Raw genomic sequence first — 19118 nt, forward strand, 5'->3', positions numbered from 1 at the left:
CTGTTTATAAAGGTATATCATAGCAATTAAATCAAACTTAAATTAAGGAGCTGTACTAGATTAGCCTAAATCCCACACCATCTTCTCAATACTTTAAGCTGATTAGAGGGTGTACCATAGTTAAAACGACACTCACATTCTTTGATAAAAAGATGAAAGTGTTTCTTGTCAATGCCATTGTACTTTCTTAAAACACGCTTGGCTTGCGACCAAAAGTTTTCAATGCCATTGATGTGATTATGGTCTTTTGCAAATTCTTTGGAATGGTTAATTCTAAAATGCTTAAAATCAGAAACATCAAGAGCATTGTAGCTTTTATAGCAATCTGTATAAACAACACTGTCAGGCTTGATTTTGCTTGTGATGATAGGCATTGGTGTGTTAGTCTTGGTGTCTTTAACCACAACCACAAAGACTTTACCGTTGCGTTTTAAAAGACCGAAGACAGCTGTTTGACCACCAGCTCTGCGACCACGCTTGCCTTTGCCAATGCCACCAAAATAGCTTTCATCAAGCTCTATTTCGCCATCAAACAATTCTTTAGCCTTAAGATCAAGATGGTATTCTATCACAAGTCTGATTTTGTGATAGAATAAAGCTGCTGCATTATGCTGAATACCAAGCAAATCAGCTGCCGAACGAGCAGTCACTTCAAGTACAAAAAAGATTCAAGCAGTCTTTTTTGTACTTTTTTACTGAGTTTACAATGGGTTATCTTCATAAAACTAGTATAACATGAGAGTTATTCTAATACAGCCCCATGATTTTGGTTATATTTGCTGTGATAATTGGGATAGTTTTTTAACTGCTTTTGATTTGGATTTTCAAAAGATAGGTAAACGCTATACGGTTGATATTGAAGGTAATAACAACCGATTTAGACACAGGTTTCGGCGAGTTTTTAGGAAAACTTGCTGTTTTTTCAAAGAAGTTGTCTAACCATTTTAAAGCGTTTGATTTATTGTTTCACTATATCAATTATGGCTGGGTCTAGTGAGCATACTTTTTGAACCATAGCCTAAAAATAATGTTTTAAAAAATAGAGCTTTAGCTCTCATGGCTTGTGCCCCTGTTGCTCGGTATATCCTAGAAGTTTGCAACCATATCCAATTCTTGATTCTTGAACTTTTATCCAATATATCTATTCCACCAGATTGGGTTTGCTCTTCTTTAATAAGCTTTCCTGTGTATTTACGATTTTCACTATCCGTCATTTGGTTGGAAAACCATCTAAATAAATTTGCATCGAATAGATACTTTTCATGAATTGGCTGTAGCAAAGTTTGCTCATCACGTAATTGTTTAATATCCCATTTCATGGCATTTGGACGATTATTATACAAAATTACCGTATATCTGCTAGGCGATCAGCTGTTGGTGCAAATTTTATTCACCATCAATATTTATCGCTCAAATCACCGTGAGCGCCTCATCCAATCTGGTGGTAAATCGCTGACTCATCATTGTGCGGCTCATCTGCCAGTCATCAGACAGGGTTTCGGTCGCAAGTTTGAGTGTGCCTTTGCCGTAAGTGTGGTTGATGCAGTCTAGCACTTGCATCAGTTGGGGGTTATGGTCATCTGATGCACCAAACAGATCAAACTGATGGCGGCTGATCGACTCAATGCCACCAAGCTCAATGCCACATTTTTTATATCCAAATCCTGGCTGATAAATCTGTTTGAGTAGATGCTGCGCCAGTTTGTTAAGCACCAAATCATCACAGCTGCCCTGTGAGAGGGTCACACATTTAAAGCCGTTATAGTGACGGTTTTGATCAAAGGGGCTGGTTTTAATGAATACACCAAGTAGATGGGCTTTGGTGTTTTGCTCACGCAGCTTTTTGGCGCCAGCACTGATATGATGGCTGATGGCGGCTTGCAAGGGCATCAAATCCGTGATGGTTTTGGCAAAGCTTCGGCTTCTGATGATGTGCTTTTTGGCTTCTTCAATCTCAAGAGCTGCACAAGGTTTGCCATTGATTTCTTGCCATGTTCTTTGAGTGACAACATTAAAATGATGTTTGAGTGTCTGCAGGTCAAGATTGGCAAAGTCTAACGCCGTGATCACTCCTAAGGCTTGTAATTTTTTGGCGGTTTGCTGACCAATGCCCCATATTTGGGCAACTGGCTCACTGGCTAACGCCCTGGTTTGAACCTCCTTTGACCAATCCGTCCAAACCACCACTCCAGCAAATTGCGCATGTTTTTTGGCCAAATGATTACAAAACTTTGCCAATGTTTTGGTTGGTGCGATGCCAACACAGGTTGGAATACCTACCCATTGCCAAACCCTATTTTTAATCTCTTTGCCCAAAGTGTGTAACTTGGCTTGGCTGATGCCTGTTAAATCAGCAAAACATTCATCAATGGAGTAAATCTCAGTGGCAGGCACCAAGCTTTTGATGGTTGTCATCATGCGCTTTGAGATGTCGCCATACAGCTCATAATTACTTGAAAAGGCGATCACTTGACCTGTATGAACCAACTCTTTGATTTGAAAATATGGCACACCCATCTTAATGCCAAGGGCTTTGGCTTCTGCGGTGCGTGCCACCACACAGCCGTCGTTATTAGATAACACCACAACAGCTTTGTTTTTAAGCATGGGATTGAATGCACGCTCACAAGAGCAATAAAAGCTATTGCCATCAATCAACGCATACATCAGTGCTTGACTCTCATGTCTTTTAAAACATGCATCACCACACCTACAATGGCAAGCTCATCGCCCTCGCCAAAGGTGTAATTTGGATAGTTTGCTTGGCTGCTGCTATTTTCTGAATGCAGCTCCACACCACCTTGCTTTAAAAAATGTAATCGCTTGATGGTATATTGGGCACCTAAGTCTGCCATGACGATATCACGGTGACTGGGGGTCACACTGCGATCAATCACCAACAGATCGCCTTTGGCAATGCCAGCATCAAGCATGGAGTCGCCACCACAGCGCACGATAATGGTTGCTGAACGATTGCGTACTAAGTACTCATTAAGATCAATATAATCTTCAGCATAGCCTTCAGCCGGTGACGCAAAACCTGCCGGAATGCGCTCTAAGGCAAGGGGTATTTGGATCACATCTGCCTTAGGATCGATATGCTGAGCATCAAAAGGCATACAAGCAAGGGTTTTGATGACGCCATTCAACGGTTTTTGGTGGGTTTTTATGAGCGTATCGACAATCGGTATCAGTCCTTTAGGCACACGCTTGACCACGGTTTCGCCCATTGGGTGTGGTTTGCGCCCACTGTTTGGACGCTTGCCGCCATAATTACTCATGTCGCCATCCTGAAAAAGTAACATTTTCAAGATTTTACTGTATTTAATAGGCTTTGTAAAGTCTTCTTTATAAAAATACCGCTTGCATCTTTACAAACGGTATTTGTTTTAACTAAAGCCATTAATGATGGCTCTTAAAGTGACCTTACTGGGAATTGTTTAATAAAATCAGCACGTATCTCATGATACACATCGTCATAGCTGCCAGCGCTGAATGCTTGAGCATTGTCGCTCTCCACCCATGCCATCACCCATCTCCAAACTGCCAAATAGTTATAATAGCAAGGACTTACGTTTAAAAAGTAACATAATCCATACCCTTCTTGAATGTTTAAATCGACAATCAATTCTTTGGTCAGTCTATTTGCCAGTTGCATATCACTCATTGAAGATAAGTCTTGGCTATCACAAGCGAATACTGTTTGCATTTTGTTTTCCTTAAAAGTGAGTTTGATGATCATATTCAGATTGGGTGTTAAAAAGCATGGCCTCAAAAGCACTGCCATCACGGCGGGTGGCGTTCGGTACATAACGGCTATATACTTTAAATAGCATCATGGTATTAACATGACCCATTTGCCGTGCAATCCATTCAGGTGCTTCTCCTGCTGATAGCCACAATGTCACAGCCGTATGCCTGGTTTGATAGGCGCTTCTTGGCTTTAATCCAAGATTTTTTAGGGTTGGGTGCCAAATACGACGATTGACATTGTGATAGTCAAGCGGCTCTCCTGTGTGCGAACAAAAGACAAATTTGGATTTACCATAGCTCACCTGATACTGTGCTTTTAGAGCTTCATAGACAAAGGGTGACATGACAATCTCTCGATTGGATTCTATTGTCTTAGGCTCACTCATCACACCATTAACTAAGGCTTGTCTGATACGGATTTCTTTGCGTTCAAAATCCACATGCTCCCAAGTTAATCCATCAATTTCGCTGGTGCGCATACCTGTAAAGAATCGGACGATATAGTAGTTTTTATAATCATCTCGCACACCATGGATGAATTGCCACACTTCATCAATGCTAAACGGCTCAATCTGTGATTTTGGCGTCTTTAATTGCTTAATATCTTCACAAGGATTGTCAAAGTTATAGCGTTTTGACGCTTCTTTTAGTATCATAGTCAATGTGGTCATAATCGCGTTGATTCTGGCTGCAGACAGGGTGTTCTTGGTATTGTTGTAGGTCACTTTGGCGAGGGAACTACGAAATGCCAAGACATCCGACTTTTCAATCATAAATAAAGCCCGATTTGCAAACTTAGGCAATAAATACTTGTTTAAGATAATCGTAATTTTCTCCTGATAAGTTTGACGCCATTCAATCTGCCTTTCTTCAAACCAAGGTTCTACAAACTCTTTAAATAACGGCGTCTCACTTTGTAAGCTCAATCGTCGGTCATTGAGTGCATTAAAATAGGCAGCTTTATCACTCTTTGGGAAATACTGCTCATAACGAAAACTGCCCAATAAAATCTCCGCTTCCATCTTCTCAAGCACCTTAGCAAGCTTTTTACGATTTGCTGGTGTGTCAGTCAGATTGGTTGTTTCTCGGCAGCGTTTGCCCAGATATCGAAAATCAACAAAAAGCAAACTACTGCCTTTTCTGGTTCTGATTGATGCCATATACAGCCTCCTTTTTTTACTGTAGTGCCATACCATTAATACTACCCATAATGCTGGTACGCATATCTTTTTCAATTTGTTCCCAAATATACAAGATCTTGCGACCACCAAATGGTCTGAAGTAATGAATGCCTTCAATCAATACAGAATCCTTCAACTGATTGCGAATAGTACGCTCATCATATTTAATCATCTGCGAAAGCTCTTGAGTGGTGAGGTAGGTTTGTGTCATAATGATTACCTTTATCATGTGATTTAGTTCAACTATCATTAGCTATTTGCATCATAACAGATAGCATCTCTGTATAAGGTTGTATTTTTTACCATTTAGATGGTAATTTTTACCTTATGTGCGTAATATACATGATAATTACCACAAAGTAAATCTTTTTTACCATAAAAAAGGTAATTTTATGATTATTAATCGTTTTCCAGTAATTTTGGCAGAAAAAAGACTTCGAGTGGCTGATGTTGTCAGGGCGACTGGGATGAGCAAGACGACGTTGCATAAGTTATATAACGACGACTCATCACGTATCGATTTTGAGACGCTTGATAAACTATGTCGCTTTTTGGAAGTGCAGGTTGGGGATTTGCTTGAATACAAGCCTGATGATTTGTCGCAATCAAAATAGGTTTAGGTCAAAGCCTGGCTTATAATCAATCGATGTGTATTTTGACTTAATAATGCAGCTTGCTGCTTAAAATTGAGTTGGGGTAATTTTTCCAATATTTTAACTTATTGAAAGAGAGTCAATGGGCACATTATAGGCACAATTTGGGCACACAGAAATTTGCATGTGCCCAACTTATTAAAAGTGATCACACAACAATAAAGATAAGCAGCCACACAAACCCTTGATTTTAAACAACAAAAAATCCCAAATCTTTCGATTTGAGCTTTTTAAAATTTGGAGCGGGAAACGAGATTCGAACTCGCGACCCCAACCTTGGCAAGGTTGTGCTCTACCAACTGAGCTATTCCCGCTTTGTGTGGCATATTATATCGCAATTTTATTGGGTGTCAAGCATTTTCAGCATTTTTTATGCATTTAATTTGAGCACTTTGACATTATTATACCCTTGAGATAGCAGCTGCCCTGCCTGCAACCGACTCATCACGCCTTGTTGGCAATACAAAAGATAAGTTTTGGTGTCATCAAGTTTGGCAAACTGCAAGCCCAGCTTATAAAATGGCAAACAAATCACTGGCGCATTGACAGTGAGCGGTGCATCACAAGCCTCATCAGGCGCGCGGATATCTAGCACCACCTCGCCTGACCGAACATGATCAACCACTTTGGGCATGATTGGCGCATCACTCATATCCAAGCGGCGAATGTCAAGAACCTGCGCACTTTGGATGGCGTGATTTAAAATTTCAAAATCAAACCGTGATTCTTGCTCCAAAATCTTAAATTCAGAAGCTTTAGCGGTCGGTGACTTTGAGATGACACCACAGTATTCAGGCATGGATTTGGCGATATCAAAGGTGCCAATTTTTTCTGCGGTTTTTATAATGGCTTCTTTATCTTCGGTAATTAATGGACGCAAAATCAGCGCAGATGACGCTTGATCAATCAAGCGCAGATTGGTCAGTGTTTGGCTCGCCACCTGACCCAATGCCTCGCCTGTGACCAGTGCTTGGATTTTCATTTGCTTGGCAATCTGACTGGCGGCTTTGACCATCATACGCTTTAAAATGACCCCCATCTGACCATCATCAACAGTCTTTAGGATCTCAGCTACAACAGGCTCAAAATTCACCGTCACAAAATTCACCTTGTGCGACAGCGAATATCGAGACCACAGATGATACGCCATTTGTTTGACGCCCAGTTCATGCCCTTGCCCGCCCAAATTAAAAAAACAATAATGGACGCGGCTACCACGGCGCATGAACATATAGCTTGAGACACCCGAATCAAAGCCACCTGAAATCAGCGACAAGACATCTTCTTGGGTGCCCATCGGAAATCCGCCAAGACCTTCAAAGCGCCCTTTGACCAAAAACACTTTGTCATTTTCAATCTCAATGGCGACGGTAACCTCAGGATTTTTAAGCTTGACATAAGCACTATCTATACGCTGATTTAAGCCGCCGCCGATATAGCTCGCCGCCTGCATCGAGTCAAATTCGGTCTTGCCGCGCCGCTTCACGCGCACACAAAAGGACTTATCGATCAGTTTATCTTTATAATCTAAATAAACATATTCAAAAATATCATGCAAATCTTGGTACTTTTTTTCATCAACTTCCAAAAAATGATGAATGCCTGAAATGCACTGAAGCGCCTCACGAATCTGCAGATGCTTATCTTGATTTGTCTTGACTTCAATAAAATCCCAATGGCGAGTCACCACCACTTTTTCATCGAAGTGGCGCAGCGCTGATTTGATGTTATAAAATAAAATTTTGACAAAACGCTTGCGAACCGAGTCGCTTTTCATGATGATTTCAGGAAAAAGCTTGATGATAAATTTCATAACGATGCTGACTGATAAAAATCGGCTATTTTACACCATTTTTATCATTTATGATATTTACAAAAACGCAAAAAAAATCACACCCTATGCAGAGCGTGATTTTATCAATCAAGCAATTATTCGCGTTCAATCGCCAAAGCAAGCCCCATACCGCCGCCCACGCATAAAGTAGCAACGCCCTTAGATTTGTTACTTGCGATCATCTCATGAATCAAAGTCACCAAAATACGGCAGCCTGAAGCGCCAATCGGATGACCGATGGCGATGGCGCCGCCATTGACGTTGACGCGCTCGTTTGGCAGCTCAAGCTGGCATGATACGCCAAGCGCCTGTGCAGCAAAGGCTTCATTGGCTTCGTATAAGTCAACATCATCAACCGTCCAGCCGGCTTTATCCAGCGTTTTTTGGACAGCTGACACCGGACCTAGACCCATGACTTCAGGCTCAATACCAGTGGCTGCATACGAGACGACCTTGGCAAGTATCGGCAAACCAAGCTCCTTGGCTCGGCTTTGTTTCATGAGCATGACCGCCGCCGCGCCATCATTAATGCCCGAAGCGCTGCCAGCCGTCACCGTGCCATCTTTTTTAAAGGCGGTGCGCAGCTTAGCAAGTCCCTCCAAAGTGGTATTAGGCTTGATGTACTCATCTTGATCTACGATAATCGGGTCGCCTTTACGCTGTGGGACACTCACGGCAGTGATTTGACTGTCAAATTTACCGGCGGCTTGAGCGGCGGCGGCTTTTTGCTGAGATGCCAACGCAAATTCATCTTGAGCATCACGAGTGATCTGTAGCCGTTCAGCGATATTTTCAGCGGTAATGCCCATGTGATAGCCATGATACACATCGGTCAAGCCATCAGCAATCATGCTGTCAGTGAGCGAGCCATTACCCATCTTGATGCCATCTCTTAAATGCACAAAATGTGGGCTTTGGCTCATCGACTCTTGACCACCAGCGATCACAATATCAGCATCGCCGCACAAAATCGCCTGCACGCCCATCTGCACCGCCTTAAGTCCAGAACCGCACACAACATTCACTGTTGTTGCTGGGATTTGTACTGGCAACTGGGCAAACATCGCTGCTTGGCGTGCTGGGTTTTGACCCACGCCTGTGGTGAGCACATTTCCCATGATCACTTCACTCACCGCCTCAGGTGACACACCTGTTTCAGCTAATAAATCACTGATCACAGCCGCCCCAAGCTTAGGCGCAGGCAAGCTTGATAACGACCCCAAAAAAGACCCCACTGCCGTACGCTTGGCAGCCACAATCACGACCGAATCTGTCATAATTATCCCCTTATCATTTCATGTATTATGATATAAATTTTATCAATCACTGAGCGATCGTCACACCAGTTTTGCTCTGTAATTCATCAAAGCTGACACCATCTGCCAGCTCAACCAATTTAAGACCACTGTCAGTGACATCCAAGACCGCCAAATCTGTGATGATGCGATGCACTACCTTTTGACCAGTTAATGGTAAATCGCAAGCCGGCTTGATCTTAAATGACCCATCTTTGGCGGTATGCTCCATCAGCACAATGACACGCTGCACGCCAGCGACCAAATCCATGGCGCCGCCCATGCCCTTGACCATCTTACCAGGGATCATCCAGTTTGCCAAATCGCCCTGCTCGCTGACTTCCATCGCCCCTAGGATTGCCAAGTTCACCTTACCACCACGAATCATCGCAAACGACTGCGAGCTGCCAAAAAAACTTGCGCCAGTCTGTGCGGTGACGGTCTGCTTACCTGCGTTAATCAAGTCGGCATCGATTTCGTCTTCGGTAGGAAAGGCGCCGATGCCAAGCAAACCATTTTCAGATTGTAGCATCACATTGACGCCCTCTGGGATATAATTGGCAACCAAAGTCGGCAGCCCAATGCCAAGATTGACATAAAAACCATCTTGCAGCTCTTGGGCAGCTCGCTGCGCCATTTGTTCACGATTCCACGCCATGACTATTCTCCTTTATGATAATACTATAATTTATGCGCTGCGAGTGGTGCGCTGCTCAATGCGTTTTTCTGGATTGGCATTGACAATGATGCGATGTACATAAATCCCAGGCAAGTGTACCCTGTCTGGATCAATCTCACCGACTTCTACCAACTCTTCGACTTCTACCACAGTGATTTTGCCTGCAGTGGCGATATCAGGATTGAAATTACGTGCGGTTTTTCGAAATACCAAATTGCCCGCTTTGTCCGCTTTCCATGCCTTGACCAGTGCCACATCAGCGACCAGTGAGCGCTCCATGACATAGTCTTCACCATCAAACTGTCTAACTTCCTTGCCTTCAGCGACTTGTGTGCCTACACCCGTTTTGGTGAAAAACGCAGGAATGCCCGCCCCGCCTGCGCGCAGCTTTTCTGCCAAAGTGCCTTGCGGCGTCAGCTCAACCTCCAGCTCGCCTGATAAAAATTGCCGCTCAAACTCTTTATTTTCACCCACATAAGAGGCGATCATTTTTTTGACTTGACGAGTTTGTAATAATAATCCCAATCCAAAATCATCGACGCCAGCATTATTGCTAATACAGGTCAAACCCTTGACGCCTGTGTCGCGCAGTGCCACAATCAGCTGCTCTGGAATGCCGCATAAGCCAAACCCGCCGACAGCGATTGTTTGATCGTCCTTAACAATATCTGCCAACGCTGAGGTGGCGTCTTGATATACTTTATTGCTCATCATTTACTCCCTAAAATAAAGCCAGAATTGACCCAATTAATTAACAGTTACATTATCCAAAAATAATAAATAATCCACAAATCAAAATGCCCGAATAACCCAGCGCCATCAAGCAATAGCCCATGATCGCACGCGCATCAAGACCGACAATGCCAAGCAATGGCAGCGCCCAAAATGGCTGGATCATGTTCGTCCAAGCATCTCCCCAAGCGATCGCCATCGCTGTCGTCACTGGCGACACCCCAAGCTCAGCGCCAGCTGGTAGCATGATCGGACCTTGAACCGCCCACTGTCCGCCACCTGATGGTACAAAGACATTGACCAATCCTGCACTCAAAAATGCCAAAATCGGAAAAGTGGTTTCATTAGACATCGCCACAAAGGCATTACTGATCTGCCCTGCCAGCGAGCTGCCGCCCTCGCTTGCCCCCATCATCAAACCCATGATGCCGCCATAAAATGGGAATAACAAGACAATCCCAGCGATGCCGCGGGCGCTGTCTTCGATGGCACGGCTGTAGCGCTCAGGCGTCCCATGCGCAAATAGCCCTGCAAACAAAAACAGTCCAATGACAATATTTAGCGCCAAATTAAATCCATTGGCGGCAAAATGTCCAAATAAATATACCGCTGCAATGCCCACGATGATGAGCGCAATGAACCGATTATCATCAAGTTTTTGGGCGGGTGTATCACGCAAAGGCATCTCAGGCGCTGGCTCTTGGAGCTTGGCAGGATCTGCGATGATGGGCGTTTTTGGCAGCATCAGCATATTAATGATGGGCAAGCCAATAAATAGCCCCGCTACGATGGCAAGGTTTAATGGTGAAAACAATGTTTGGCTGACTGGAATAGCAGCAGTGATGGTCTCACCAGACAGTCTGACCAAGTCAGCACCTTCCGTCGCCAACGCCAGCGGAATCGACCCTGATAAGCCACCATGCCAAATCAAAAATCCTGAATAAGCAGACGCCACCAGCAGCGGATAATCCACACCTTTGACTTGGCGTGCCAAAGATTTGGCAAACACCGCGCCAACAATCAGCCCAAAGCCCCAATTTATCCAGCAGCCCATCAGCGCCACCACCGTCACTGTGATGATGGCTTGCTTGGGGCTTTTGACTTTGGCAGCGATGTCATCTAGCAGCCGACCAATCACAGGCGCCTTGGCAAGCACATGCCCTGTCACCAAAATCAGCGCCATTTGCATTGAAAATCCGAGCAATGACCAAAGCCCATCACCCCAAAACTTGGCAGCTTCAAATACGGTTTGGTTGGTAAAAATCAGCGCGGCGACATAGACCGCCAAGGTAAGTATGATACAAAAGACAAATGGCGATGGCAGATAGCTTTTCACCATTTTAACTGATAGGTCAGTGAGTATGCGAAACATGATCAGATCCTTTGATAATAGCCAATAAATCTTACAACCCTTGGATTTATTCGCCTAACAGCAATTAATGAACGCTGATGTCTAAAATTCAAACCTAACTGTATCGCAATTCACATCCTTTGACAAGTGTGCACTTAAAAAAATTTCGCACAAAATTTGTCAAGTCATCCATTAATACCATCTAAGATCAGTTTGTGTTAAGCTAAAGATCAGGATTTTTAAATCAAACCGTGTCAACAAGGAAAGATGATGACAAGCGTCTATGACTTTAGCGCAACTGATCTGACAGGTCAGCAAGTGAATTTGAGTCGTTTTAAGGGCAAGGTTTTATTGATTGTCAATACGGCAAGCCAGTGCGGATTTACCCCTCAGTTTGCAGCTCTACAGGCGCTGCACGATCGCTATCACGCCCAAGGGCTTGTCATTATTGGCTTTGCTTGCAATCAGTTTGGTAATCAAGAACCCAACACTGGTGCGGCGATTGGCGAGTTTTGTCAGCGGCATTATGGCGCTCAGTTTTTGATGATGGATCAAATCAAAGTCAATGGTGACAATGCCCATCCGTTATTTCAGTGGCTAAAATCTCAACAAGGCGGTGTGTTTGGTGATGCCATCAAATGGAATTTTACCAAATTTCTCATTGGGCGAGATGGTCAAGTCATCAAGCGCTATGCACCCATTACCAAACCTGAAAGCTTGACCGCCGACATCGAAAAAGCGCTAAAAATATGACCAAATGATGAAAAAAATAACTCATTAAATATCAATCACTTATAAACTTTATCCAAAATATCAGGTAATTTCACCCAAAAAGCATTTGACACTGCTGTGAAATTCTATATAATACGCACCACAACGAACGAACACAGTGAGACATCACTCACTAAGTCGTTTAAGAACTTAAAATGTTGATACCTTGACACCGTATCGAATCTTTTTCTTAAACACAGTAAACTGTTTAAAGAAAAAACACATTTTAGGGTGGTTAGCTCAGTTGGTAGAGCATCTGCCTTACAAGCAGAGGGTCAGCGGTTCGATCCCGTTACCACCCACCATATTGCAGCGGTAGTTCAGTTGGTTAGAATACCGGCCTGTCACGCCGGGGGTCGCGGGTTCGAGCCCCGTCCGCTGCGCCATTTTTAGTGTAGCTTTTATAAGCTTTTCACTTTCTCCCCAAGTCTCCCCTGGCTTGGGGATTTTTTCTTTGGTTATTGTACCCATTTTACATGACGATTGTATGACTGCCGTTCATGTTTACTATCACCCCACTGGGGCAAATATGCTAAAATATAATCTATTATCAGCCATTTAACTTTGCCAGTATCATCCGAGCCAACTATGTCAAGCCCAATTGTATTTGATCCAAAAACCAAAAGCCAAGATGCGCAAGCCAATCAGCCTGCCTATCATCATAAAGCCAACCATAACCAAAACCGCAGCATTGAGCAGGCGGCAGAAGCTGGCTTGAGCCATCAAGGTGAAGCACCCAAAATCGGCTTTGTGTCTTTGGGATGCCCAAAGGCACTGGTTGATAGCGAGCGCATCATCACTGAGCTGTCTCGCGAAGGCTATCAGGTCGCCAAGGATTATGCCGGTGCTGATTTGGTGGTAGTTAATACGTGCGGCTTTATTGAATCAGCGGTGCAAGAATCACTAGATGCCATTGGTGAGGCAATCAACCAAAATGGCAAGGTGATCGTGACCGGCTGCTTGGGTAAAGATGCTGACAAAATCCGCACCATGCATCCTGCTGTTCTGGCGGTCACAGGCGCCCACGCTTATGAAGAGGTGGTCTCGGCGGTCAATCATCATGTGCCAAAGCCAGTAAAACCCAAGCACTACGATCCAAAGATCGACCTGATCAATGAAGCTGGCATCAAGCTGACACCCAAGCACTACGCTTATTTAAAAATCTCTGAAGGCTGTAATCATCGCTGTACTTTTTGTATCATTCCATCACTGCGCGGCGATTTGGTCAGTCGCCCGATAGACAGTGTCATGAAAGAAGCTGCCGCGCTCAAAAAATCTGGCGTCAAAGAGCTTTTGGTCATCTCTCAAGACACCTCCGCTTATGGTGTGGATTTAAAATATAAAACCTCGTTTTGGGAAGGTCAGCCGCTTAAGTCAAAATTCTACGACATGTGTCAGGCGATGGCAAAGCTTGGGATCTGGGTGCGGCTGCATTATGTGTATCCATACCCACATGTGGATGCCGTGGTCCAAATCATGGCAGACAGCATGGCGGCTTTTGGTGGCACGGGGGGCTTACTGCCTTATCTTGACATTCCTTTTCAGCACGCAAGCCCCAGCGTCCTAAAGGCTATGAAACGCCCTGCCATGAGCGAGAACACCCTTGAGCGCATCCAAGCATGGCGCGCCATTTGCCCAGATATCGTGATTCGCTCAACTTTCGTGGTCGGCTTTCCTGGCGAAACCGATGAAGATTTTGAATATCTGCTTGATTGGCTTACCAAGGCTCGCTTAGATCGTGTGGGCTGCTTTACTTATTCAGAAGTCGAAGGCGCGGTCGCCAATGATCTGCCCAATCCTGTGCCCGAAGAGATCAAGCACGCACGCTATGAGCGCCTGATGGCACTTCAGCAAAAGATCAGTGCAGAAAAACTTGCTGAAAAAGTGGGTAAAACGTTGGTCGTGTTGGTGGATGAGATCGACACCGAAGAAAATATCGCCATCTGCCGAAGCTATGCTGATGCGCCCGAAATTGACGGTCATGTGTATGTGGATAATATCGATGCCACAGTCAAGGCAGGAGATATGCTCAGCGTGGTGATTGATGAAGCAAGCGAATACGACTTGTTTGCAAGCTTTGGGTCGGCATAAGCACACAAACACCCAAAATCTATCGGGTATCAGCCCATTTATGCTTATGAGACATCAAGTCTAGCAGTGTCGATAATGTGCTTGCCAGACTTGATCGCCGGTCTTCCCTGCCCTCTTTATCGATACGCTTGATCCACACCCATATCGATCGCCGCAAACAATCGATCAATCTCATCAAAGGTCGTATAATGCAGGCAGCCCATTCTAAGCACTGATCCTGTTGGGCTTAGCGCTTCTGCTAAGGCTTGAGCATAAAAATTACCATAGCCAAGCGCGATATTTTGCTTGCCCAAAAATCGACTGAGCGCTGTACCACTTTGAATACTGCCATCTTTGATGATATTGAACGCAAAAGTCGGCGTTCGCCCTTCTGCGCTTGGCTTACCATACAGCTTCAAAAATGGGCGCTGACCAAATTTATCCAAAATATATTGGCTTTGCTGCTGCTCATAGGCGCTCACCAAGTCATAACTGTTTGCTTTGCTGTCGGGGGTGAGCTCATCCGCTCCCGATAAGCTCGCCCAGTAGCGCATCATGGCGATAAAGCCCGCCTGCGACTCAAAAGACTGCGTGCCTTGTTCGTATGACATCGGCGGCTTATTGGTGGCAGGCGCCACTTTATAAGGGGTTAATGCTTGTAAAATCTCACGGCGCGCAAACATCATGCCCAAATGCGGACCCCCAATTTTATAAGCCGATGCAAATAATAAATCAGCCCCCAGTGCTTTGACATCAATGGGCATGTGCACCGCCGCATGGACAGCATCGATACTAAGCCAAGCACCTACCGACTGGACGGTTTTTGATAGCTGCTTGATATCAATGATCGTACCAATCAAATTAGACGCCAAGCCAACCGCCACCAGACGAGTGCGCTCATCAATCATGGACTCAGCCGCCTGATAATCGATATCATCGTGATTGGCGTTCAACGGGATCATCCGAACTTCAACACCACGCTCCATCGCTGCCAGCTGCCATGCAGAGACTTGAGAGTAGTGATCTAAGCTGCTGACAACGACATTATCACCCGCCTGCCAAGTGGCAGCAACCACACGAGATATCATGAACATCAAACTGGTTGCATTTTGCCCAAACACGATCTCATCAGCATCGGCACCCAGCCAAATCGCCGCCTGCGTTCTTGCTTGTTGATTCATCGACATCGTCTGCACGCCGGCATGATGATAGCTACCCATATTACTATTACCATGCCTAAGATAATCCATCATCGCTTGAGTGACGCAGTCAGGCACCTGAGAGCCGCCAGGTCCATCAAAATAGATGGGCAAATCCCCATTTTCGTTGGCATAATTGAATGCCGCAAACTGACGGCGAATGTCAGACAATCGATCTTGAAGCATAACTTTTCCCTAAGACAACATATAAGATAAGACAACAGAACGCTGTATAAACCAGTCCAGTGATCAATCAGATGAAAGATTTGGATTATTCGCTGTTAACACAAGCAAATCCCAATAACCAACCTGATCTTGATCGCCCACAGTCACAGCAGACGCGCTGTGCCACAGCGTACGATCATTGACGATGCAATATTCGCCAGCCTTAGGCGTTAAGGTGCTGACAGGCTTTGGCGACTGTTTATCACGCCAAATCATCAGCTCACCGCCTGATTGATTGTATCTTTGAATGGTGAAAACGCCCACATAGTCAAAGCCATCTTGATGAATACCTTCAGGCGCTGACTCGGCAGGAGCGCTGTCTTGTTTGGCGATGATGCGCATTTGATGAATTTCAATTTGGCACACACTGGGCAACTCACACGCATCAACAAAACTTTGGCAAATCTGTGCCATGCCTTCACTGTGCAGCGCTTGATCGCTCAAATTGTCATAGATGCGCACCACATCCCCTTGAAATTCATTAATATCACCTGATTGTATGAAGGCTTCGGTGGGCAGCACAGAAACCCTACCATGATCAAAGCTGATTTTGGAGTATCGACGCAGGCGATATTCGCCATCTTTATAGCGGCTGGGTGTTAATTCGTCAAAAGATGGGCGAAGGCTGATCACAGAGTCAGGCTGTAGTGCGCCAAGATGCATCAGCAGGGTTTGAGTTGGCATGATAAACTTCCTTGATTTGCCTAGTGGGAATGCTCAAGCAAAGATTATCACAACTTTATTTTATCTTCAACCAAAAAATAAGTTATCAATTCAGCGGCTGTCGCTCTTAAAAATATTTGTGATTTTTTAGACTTATCAAAGCCTTAAAAATTTGCTAAAATTTATCTTTTTAACTTTCTTTGATTATGTGATTGGATCCGTCAGAGATTTGGAAATGATCCAAACCTTTTGATAACATCATTTCACTTTATATTTTTGATTATTTTAGCAAAGGTGCATTATGGCAGGTCACAGTAAATGGGCAAATATCAAACATCGCAAGGCTAAGCAAGACGCGGCAAAAGGCAAAATCTTCACCAAGATCATCCGTGAGATTGTCTCTGCTGCCAAGTCAGGTGACCCAGATCCTGCCAACAACCCCCGCCTAAGAGCCGTACTTGAAAAAGCCAATGCCGCCAACATGACAAAAGATGTCATCAAACGCGCCATCGAACGCGGTGCAGGTGGCGGCGATAATGACAACATGGAAGAAATCACTTACGAAGGCTATGGCGTCGGCGGCGTGGCAGTCATCGTCGAGACCATGACCGATAATGTCAATCGTACTGTTGGCGAAGTGCGTCATGCGTTTAGTAAAAATGGCGGCAATCTTGGCACGAGTGGGTCAGTGGCATATTTATTTAGTAAGCGCGGCGAAATTGTGTTTCATGATTTAAGCTTAGAAGACAGCGTGATGGAAGCAGCGTTAGAAGCTGGCGCTGACGATATCGAAAATGATGGCGAAAGCTTATTGGTCATCACATCACCAGCAGAATTTGGTGCGGTCGTCGATGCACTGACAGCTGCTGGACTCACCCCTGACAGCATGGAAGTGACCATGTCGCCTTCCACCACAGCCGATATTGATAACATTGACGATGCCCAAAAAGTACTTAAAATGATCGATATGCTAGAAGATTTGGACGATGTCCAAGAAGTCTATACTAATGTTAATTTTAGTGATGATGTCATGGCACAGCTTAATGCTTGATGATCGACAAGATTGGCTTAGCCAATCTTGTTTTTTATTATCAAAGTCATGAGTGATTCACCATAAGTCTAAGCCTAACTGTATTAATTTTGTAGAATAACAAGGAAATTGTATGCTCACCCCTTATGTTCGCGCCATCTTGCAAGCCACCGTTTATGATGTTGCCATCCGCACACCACTTGAGCCTGCCGCCAAGCTTTCTACAAGATTTGATAACAACATTCGCCTAAAGCGCGAAGATCTTCAGCCTGTGTTTAGCTTTAAATTGCGCGGCGCATATAATAAAATCAGCCAGTTATCCGACGCCCAAAAACAAAAAGGCATCATCTGTGCATCGGCAGGCAACCATGCCCAAGGTGTGGCGTATTCTGCCAGCCGCTTAGGCATTGACAATTTGATCGTCATGCCAACTACGACACCTGACATCAAAGTCCAAGCGGTCAAATCCTTTGGCGGTACGGTTCATCTGCATGGCGACAGTTTTGATGAAGCCAACCGCTTTGCGATGCACAAAGCCGAAACTGACGGCATGACTTATATCGCGCCTTATGATGATGAGCTGGTGATTGCAGGACAAGGGACAATTGGGCTTGAGCTGACACAGCAGTGGCGTGAGATAGATTATGTGTTTGTGGCGTGCGGTGGTGGCGGACTGGTCGCAGGCATTGCCGCTTATCTTGGCGATGTCGCACCACACATCAAAGTTATCGCCGTTGAGCCTGAAGGTGCCGCTTGTCTAAAAGCCGCCCTAGCTGCAGGCGAGCGAGTACGCTTGCCACAAGTCTCACTATTTGCCGATGGTGTAGCGGTCGCACAGATTGGCGAGAAGCCTTTTGAAGTCGCCAAACTGTCAAAATCCGATGGCTCAGGTGCGGTGATTGAGCCTGAAGTGGTGACTTGTACTAACGATGAAATTTGCGCTGCCATCAAAGATATCTTTGAAGAAAATCGCTCCATCGTTGAGACGGCGGGCGCATTGTCTGTGGCAGGCATGAAAAAATTCATCCAAACCAACGGCATCACCGACAAAAACTGCGTCGCCATCATCTCAGGCGCAAATATGAACTTCGATCGCTTGCGCTATATCGCCGAGCGCACCGAAATTGGTGAACAAAAAGAAGCGATTTTTGCGGTGGCTGTGCCTGAACGCACTGGGGCATTTTTGGATTTTTGTCGCACACTCCAAGGGCGTAACATCACCGAGTTTAATTATCGTGTCGATGCTTCTCATCCAGAAGCTGCGGCACATGTGTTTGTGGGCGTGGGGCTCAAAGAAGGTCAAAAAGAGCGCGCCACCATCATGGACTTATTAAGCGATGCCGATTACGATGCTCACGACTTGACTGATGATGAGGCTGCCAAAACCCACATTCGCTATCTCATCGGTGGTCATGCGCGCATCGAAGACGAGCAGCTGTTCCGCGTGATTTTCCCTGAGCGTCCGGGTGCGCTGTTAAACTTTTTGGAAAAACTGGGACAAGATTTTAACATCACTTTATTCCACTATCGCAATCATGGCGCTGCCGAAGGTCGTATCATGGTGGGTTTACAAGCCTCTAAGGGTAGCAGTCGTCAAATTTTGGATGCGCTCACCGACATCGGCTACGAGTGTCAAAGCCTGACGGACAATGTGGGCTATCGGCTGTTTTTGAAGTGATATT

General features: G+C 45.0%; 18 protein-coding genes, 3 tRNA genes and 2 pseudogenes. 8 read left to right on the forward strand and 15 right to left on the reverse strand.

The window, feature by feature from the left end:
• Positions 1-65: 65 nt before the first annotated feature.
• Positions 66-721 (reverse strand): annotated as a pseudogene (locus tag B0180_RS07755) (IS1595 family transposase).
• Positions 722-774: 53 nt separating this feature from the next.
• Here B0180_RS07755 and B0180_RS07760 point away from each other — a divergent pair.
• Positions 775-994, forward strand: a pseudogene (locus tag B0180_RS07760) (IS1 family transposase); the annotation flags it as partial.
• Here the strand turns inward: B0180_RS07760 and B0180_RS07765 are convergent.
• The 6 genes from B0180_RS07765 to B0180_RS07790 all read right to left on the reverse strand — a co-directional run bounded on the left by B0180_RS07765 (position 975) and on the right by B0180_RS07790 (position 5145).
• Entirely contained in the window at positions 975-1319 is a 345-nt protein-coding gene (locus B0180_RS07765; protein ID WP_078256406.1) for a hypothetical protein, read from the reverse strand. The pseudogene B0180_RS07760 and the gene B0180_RS07765 sit on opposite strands and share 20 nt — an antisense overlap.
• A gap of 91 nt (positions 1320-1410) precedes the next feature.
• Positions 1411-2667, reverse strand: a complete 1257-nt coding sequence (locus B0180_RS07770; protein ID WP_078256407.1) for a Y-family DNA polymerase — start codon at positions 2665-2667, stop codon at positions 1411-1413.
• Positions 2667-3281, reverse strand: a complete 615-nt coding sequence (locus B0180_RS07775; protein WP_205276531.1) for a LexA family protein — start codon at positions 3279-3281, stop codon at positions 2667-2669. The genes B0180_RS07770 and B0180_RS07775 overlap by 1 nt, the downstream gene beginning before the upstream one ends.
• Positions 3282-3415: 134 nt before the next feature.
• Complete coding sequence (locus B0180_RS07780) at positions 3416-3709, reverse strand: hypothetical protein (RefSeq protein WP_078256409.1); 294 nt, start codon at positions 3707-3709, stop codon at positions 3416-3418.
• Positions 3710-3719: 10 nt separating this feature from the next.
• Positions 3720-4913, reverse strand: coding sequence for an Arm DNA-binding domain-containing protein (locus B0180_RS07785; RefSeq protein ID WP_078256410.1), 1194 nt, complete (start codon positions 4911-4913; stop codon positions 3720-3722).
• A 16-nt stretch (positions 4914-4929) separates the two neighbouring features.
• Positions 4930-5145, reverse strand: a complete 216-nt coding sequence (locus B0180_RS07790; protein WP_049237017.1) for a hypothetical protein — start codon at positions 5143-5145, stop codon at positions 4930-4932.
• 181 nt (positions 5146-5326) lie between these two features.
• Between B0180_RS07790 and B0180_RS07795 the strand changes: the two genes are divergently transcribed.
• Positions 5327-5548 carry a helix-turn-helix domain-containing protein gene (locus B0180_RS07795; RefSeq protein WP_049237014.1) on the forward strand — a complete coding sequence of 74 codons (222 nt, stop codon included), beginning with the start codon at positions 5327-5329 and terminating at the stop codon, positions 5546-5548.
• 277 nt (positions 5549-5825) lie between these two features.
• Here the strand turns inward: B0180_RS07795 and B0180_RS07800 are convergent.
• The 6 genes from B0180_RS07800 to B0180_RS07825 all read right to left on the reverse strand — a co-directional run bounded on the left by B0180_RS07800 (position 5826) and on the right by B0180_RS07825 (position 11499).
• Positions 5826-5901: transfer RNA gene (locus B0180_RS07800), tRNA-Gly, on the reverse strand.
• A gap of 56 nt (positions 5902-5957) precedes the next feature.
• Positions 5958-7400, reverse strand: coding sequence for a tRNA uracil 4-sulfurtransferase ThiI (gene thiI / locus B0180_RS07805; protein ID WP_078256411.1), 1443 nt, complete (start codon positions 7398-7400; stop codon positions 5958-5960).
• A gap of 116 nt (positions 7401-7516) precedes the next feature.
• Positions 7517-8698 (reverse strand): acetyl-CoA C-acetyltransferase, encoded by a 1182-nt coding sequence (locus B0180_RS07810; protein WP_078256412.1) that lies wholly within the window; start codon positions 8696-8698, stop codon positions 7517-7519.
• Positions 8699-8744: 46 nt separating this feature from the next.
• A complete protein-coding gene (locus tag B0180_RS07815) occupies positions 8745-9374 on the reverse strand; it encodes a CoA transferase subunit B (protein WP_078256413.1) in 630 nt (209 codons plus the stop codon).
• Positions 9375-9404: 30 nt separating this feature from the next.
• Entirely contained in the window at positions 9405-10106 is a 702-nt protein-coding gene (locus B0180_RS07820) for a CoA transferase subunit A (protein WP_078256414.1), read from the reverse strand.
• A 52-nt stretch (positions 10107-10158) separates the two neighbouring features.
• Positions 10159-11499 (reverse strand): short-chain fatty acid transporter, encoded by a 1341-nt coding sequence (locus tag B0180_RS07825; protein ID WP_078256415.1) that lies wholly within the window; start codon positions 11497-11499, stop codon positions 10159-10161.
• A 249-nt stretch (positions 11500-11748) separates the two neighbouring features.
• Here B0180_RS07825 and B0180_RS07830 point away from each other — a divergent pair, with 249 nt between their 5' ends.
• The 4 genes from B0180_RS07830 to rimO all read left to right on the forward strand — a co-directional run bounded on the left by B0180_RS07830 (position 11749) and on the right by rimO (position 14340).
• Positions 11749-12231: a glutathione peroxidase gene (locus B0180_RS07830; protein WP_078256416.1), complete on the forward strand. Its 483-nt coding sequence runs from the start codon at positions 11749-11751 to the stop codon at positions 12229-12231.
• A gap of 247 nt (positions 12232-12478) precedes the next feature.
• Positions 12479-12554: transfer RNA gene (locus tag B0180_RS07835), tRNA-Val, on the forward strand.
• A 4-nt stretch (positions 12555-12558) separates the two neighbouring features.
• A tRNA-Asp gene (locus B0180_RS07840) sits at positions 12559-12635 on the forward strand.
• A 202-nt stretch (positions 12636-12837) separates the two neighbouring features.
• Positions 12838-14340 carry a 30S ribosomal protein S12 methylthiotransferase RimO gene (gene rimO / locus B0180_RS07845; protein WP_233424957.1) on the forward strand — a complete coding sequence of 501 codons (1503 nt, stop codon included), beginning with the start codon at positions 12838-12840 and terminating at the stop codon, positions 14338-14340.
• Between the two features lie 116 nt (positions 14341-14456).
• Here rimO and B0180_RS07850 read toward each other — a convergent pair whose 3' ends face one another.
• Positions 14457-15704, reverse strand: coding sequence for an aminotransferase class V-fold PLP-dependent enzyme (locus tag B0180_RS07850; RefSeq protein WP_078256417.1), 1248 nt, complete (start codon positions 15702-15704; stop codon positions 14457-14459).
• 63 nt (positions 15705-15767) lie between these two features.
• Positions 15768-16427 carry a 2OG-Fe dioxygenase family protein gene (locus B0180_RS07855; protein WP_078256418.1) on the reverse strand — a complete coding sequence of 220 codons (660 nt, stop codon included), beginning with the start codon at positions 16425-16427 and terminating at the stop codon, positions 15768-15770.
• A 280-nt stretch (positions 16428-16707) separates the two neighbouring features.
• On the opposite strand from B0180_RS07855, the gene B0180_RS07860 reads away from it, so the two are divergent.
• Together B0180_RS07860 and ilvA are read left to right on the forward strand one after the other, a co-directional pair.
• Complete coding sequence (locus B0180_RS07860; protein WP_078256419.1) at positions 16708-17457, forward strand: YebC/PmpR family DNA-binding transcriptional regulator; 750 nt, start codon at positions 16708-16710, stop codon at positions 17455-17457.
• A gap of 112 nt (positions 17458-17569) precedes the next feature.
• On the forward strand, positions 17570-19114 hold the full coding sequence (gene ilvA / locus B0180_RS07865) for a threonine ammonia-lyase, biosynthetic (RefSeq protein WP_078256420.1): 1545 nt from the start codon (positions 17570-17572) through the stop codon (positions 19112-19114).
• Positions 19115-19118 lie beyond the last annotated feature (4 nt).

This window comes from Moraxella canis (assembly GCF_002014965.1).
Lineage (GTDB): Bacteria > Pseudomonadota > Gammaproteobacteria > Pseudomonadales > Moraxellaceae > Moraxella > Moraxella canis.

Coding starts and splice junctions, on each gene's coding strand:
- B0180_RS07765 (WP_078256406.1), bottom strand. CDS start 1,319: ATGAAATGGGATATTAAACAATTACGTGATGAGCAAACTTTGCTACAG.
- B0180_RS07770 (WP_078256407.1), bottom strand. CDS start 2,667: ATGTATGCGTTGATTGATGGCAATAGCTTTTATTGCTCTTGTGAGCGT.
- B0180_RS07775 (WP_205276531.1), bottom strand. CDS start 3,281: ATGAGTAATTATGGCGGCAAGCGTCCAAACAGTGGGCGCAAACCACAC.
- B0180_RS07780 (WP_078256409.1), bottom strand. CDS start 3,709: ATGCAAACAGTATTCGCTTGTGATAGCCAAGACTTATCTTCAATGAGT.
- B0180_RS07785 (WP_078256410.1), bottom strand. CDS start 4,913: ATGGCATCAATCAGAACCAGAAAAGGCAGTAGTTTGCTTTTTGTTGAT.
- B0180_RS07790 (WP_049237017.1), bottom strand. CDS start 5,145: ATGACACAAACCTACCTCACCACTCAAGAGCTTTCGCAGATGATTAAA.
- B0180_RS07795 (WP_049237014.1), top strand. CDS start 5,327: ATGATTATTAATCGTTTTCCAGTAATTTTGGCAGAAAAAAGACTTCGA.
- thiI (WP_078256411.1), bottom strand. CDS start 7,400: ATGAAATTTATCATCAAGCTTTTTCCTGAAATCATCATGAAAAGCGAC.
- B0180_RS07810 (WP_078256412.1), bottom strand. CDS start 8,698: ATGACAGATTCGGTCGTGATTGTGGCTGCCAAGCGTACGGCAGTGGGG.
- B0180_RS07815 (WP_078256413.1), bottom strand. CDS start 9,374: ATGGCGTGGAATCGTGAACAAATGGCGCAGCGAGCTGCCCAAGAGCTG.
- B0180_RS07820 (WP_078256414.1), bottom strand. CDS start 10,106: ATGAGCAATAAAGTATATCAAGACGCCACCTCAGCGTTGGCAGATATT.
- B0180_RS07825 (WP_078256415.1), bottom strand. CDS start 11,499: ATGTTTCGCATACTCACTGACCTATCAGTTAAAATGGTGAAAAGCTAT.
- B0180_RS07830 (WP_078256416.1), top strand. CDS start 11,749: ATGACAAGCGTCTATGACTTTAGCGCAACTGATCTGACAGGTCAGCAA.
- rimO (WP_233424957.1), top strand. CDS start 12,838: ATGTCAAGCCCAATTGTATTTGATCCAAAAACCAAAAGCCAAGATGCG.
- B0180_RS07850 (WP_078256417.1), bottom strand. CDS start 15,704: ATGCTTCAAGATCGATTGTCTGACATTCGCCGTCAGTTTGCGGCATTC.
- B0180_RS07855 (WP_078256418.1), bottom strand. CDS start 16,427: ATGCCAACTCAAACCCTGCTGATGCATCTTGGCGCACTACAGCCTGAC.
- B0180_RS07860 (WP_078256419.1), top strand. CDS start 16,708: ATGGCAGGTCACAGTAAATGGGCAAATATCAAACATCGCAAGGCTAAG.
- ilvA (WP_078256420.1), top strand. CDS start 17,570: ATGCTCACCCCTTATGTTCGCGCCATCTTGCAAGCCACCGTTTATGAT.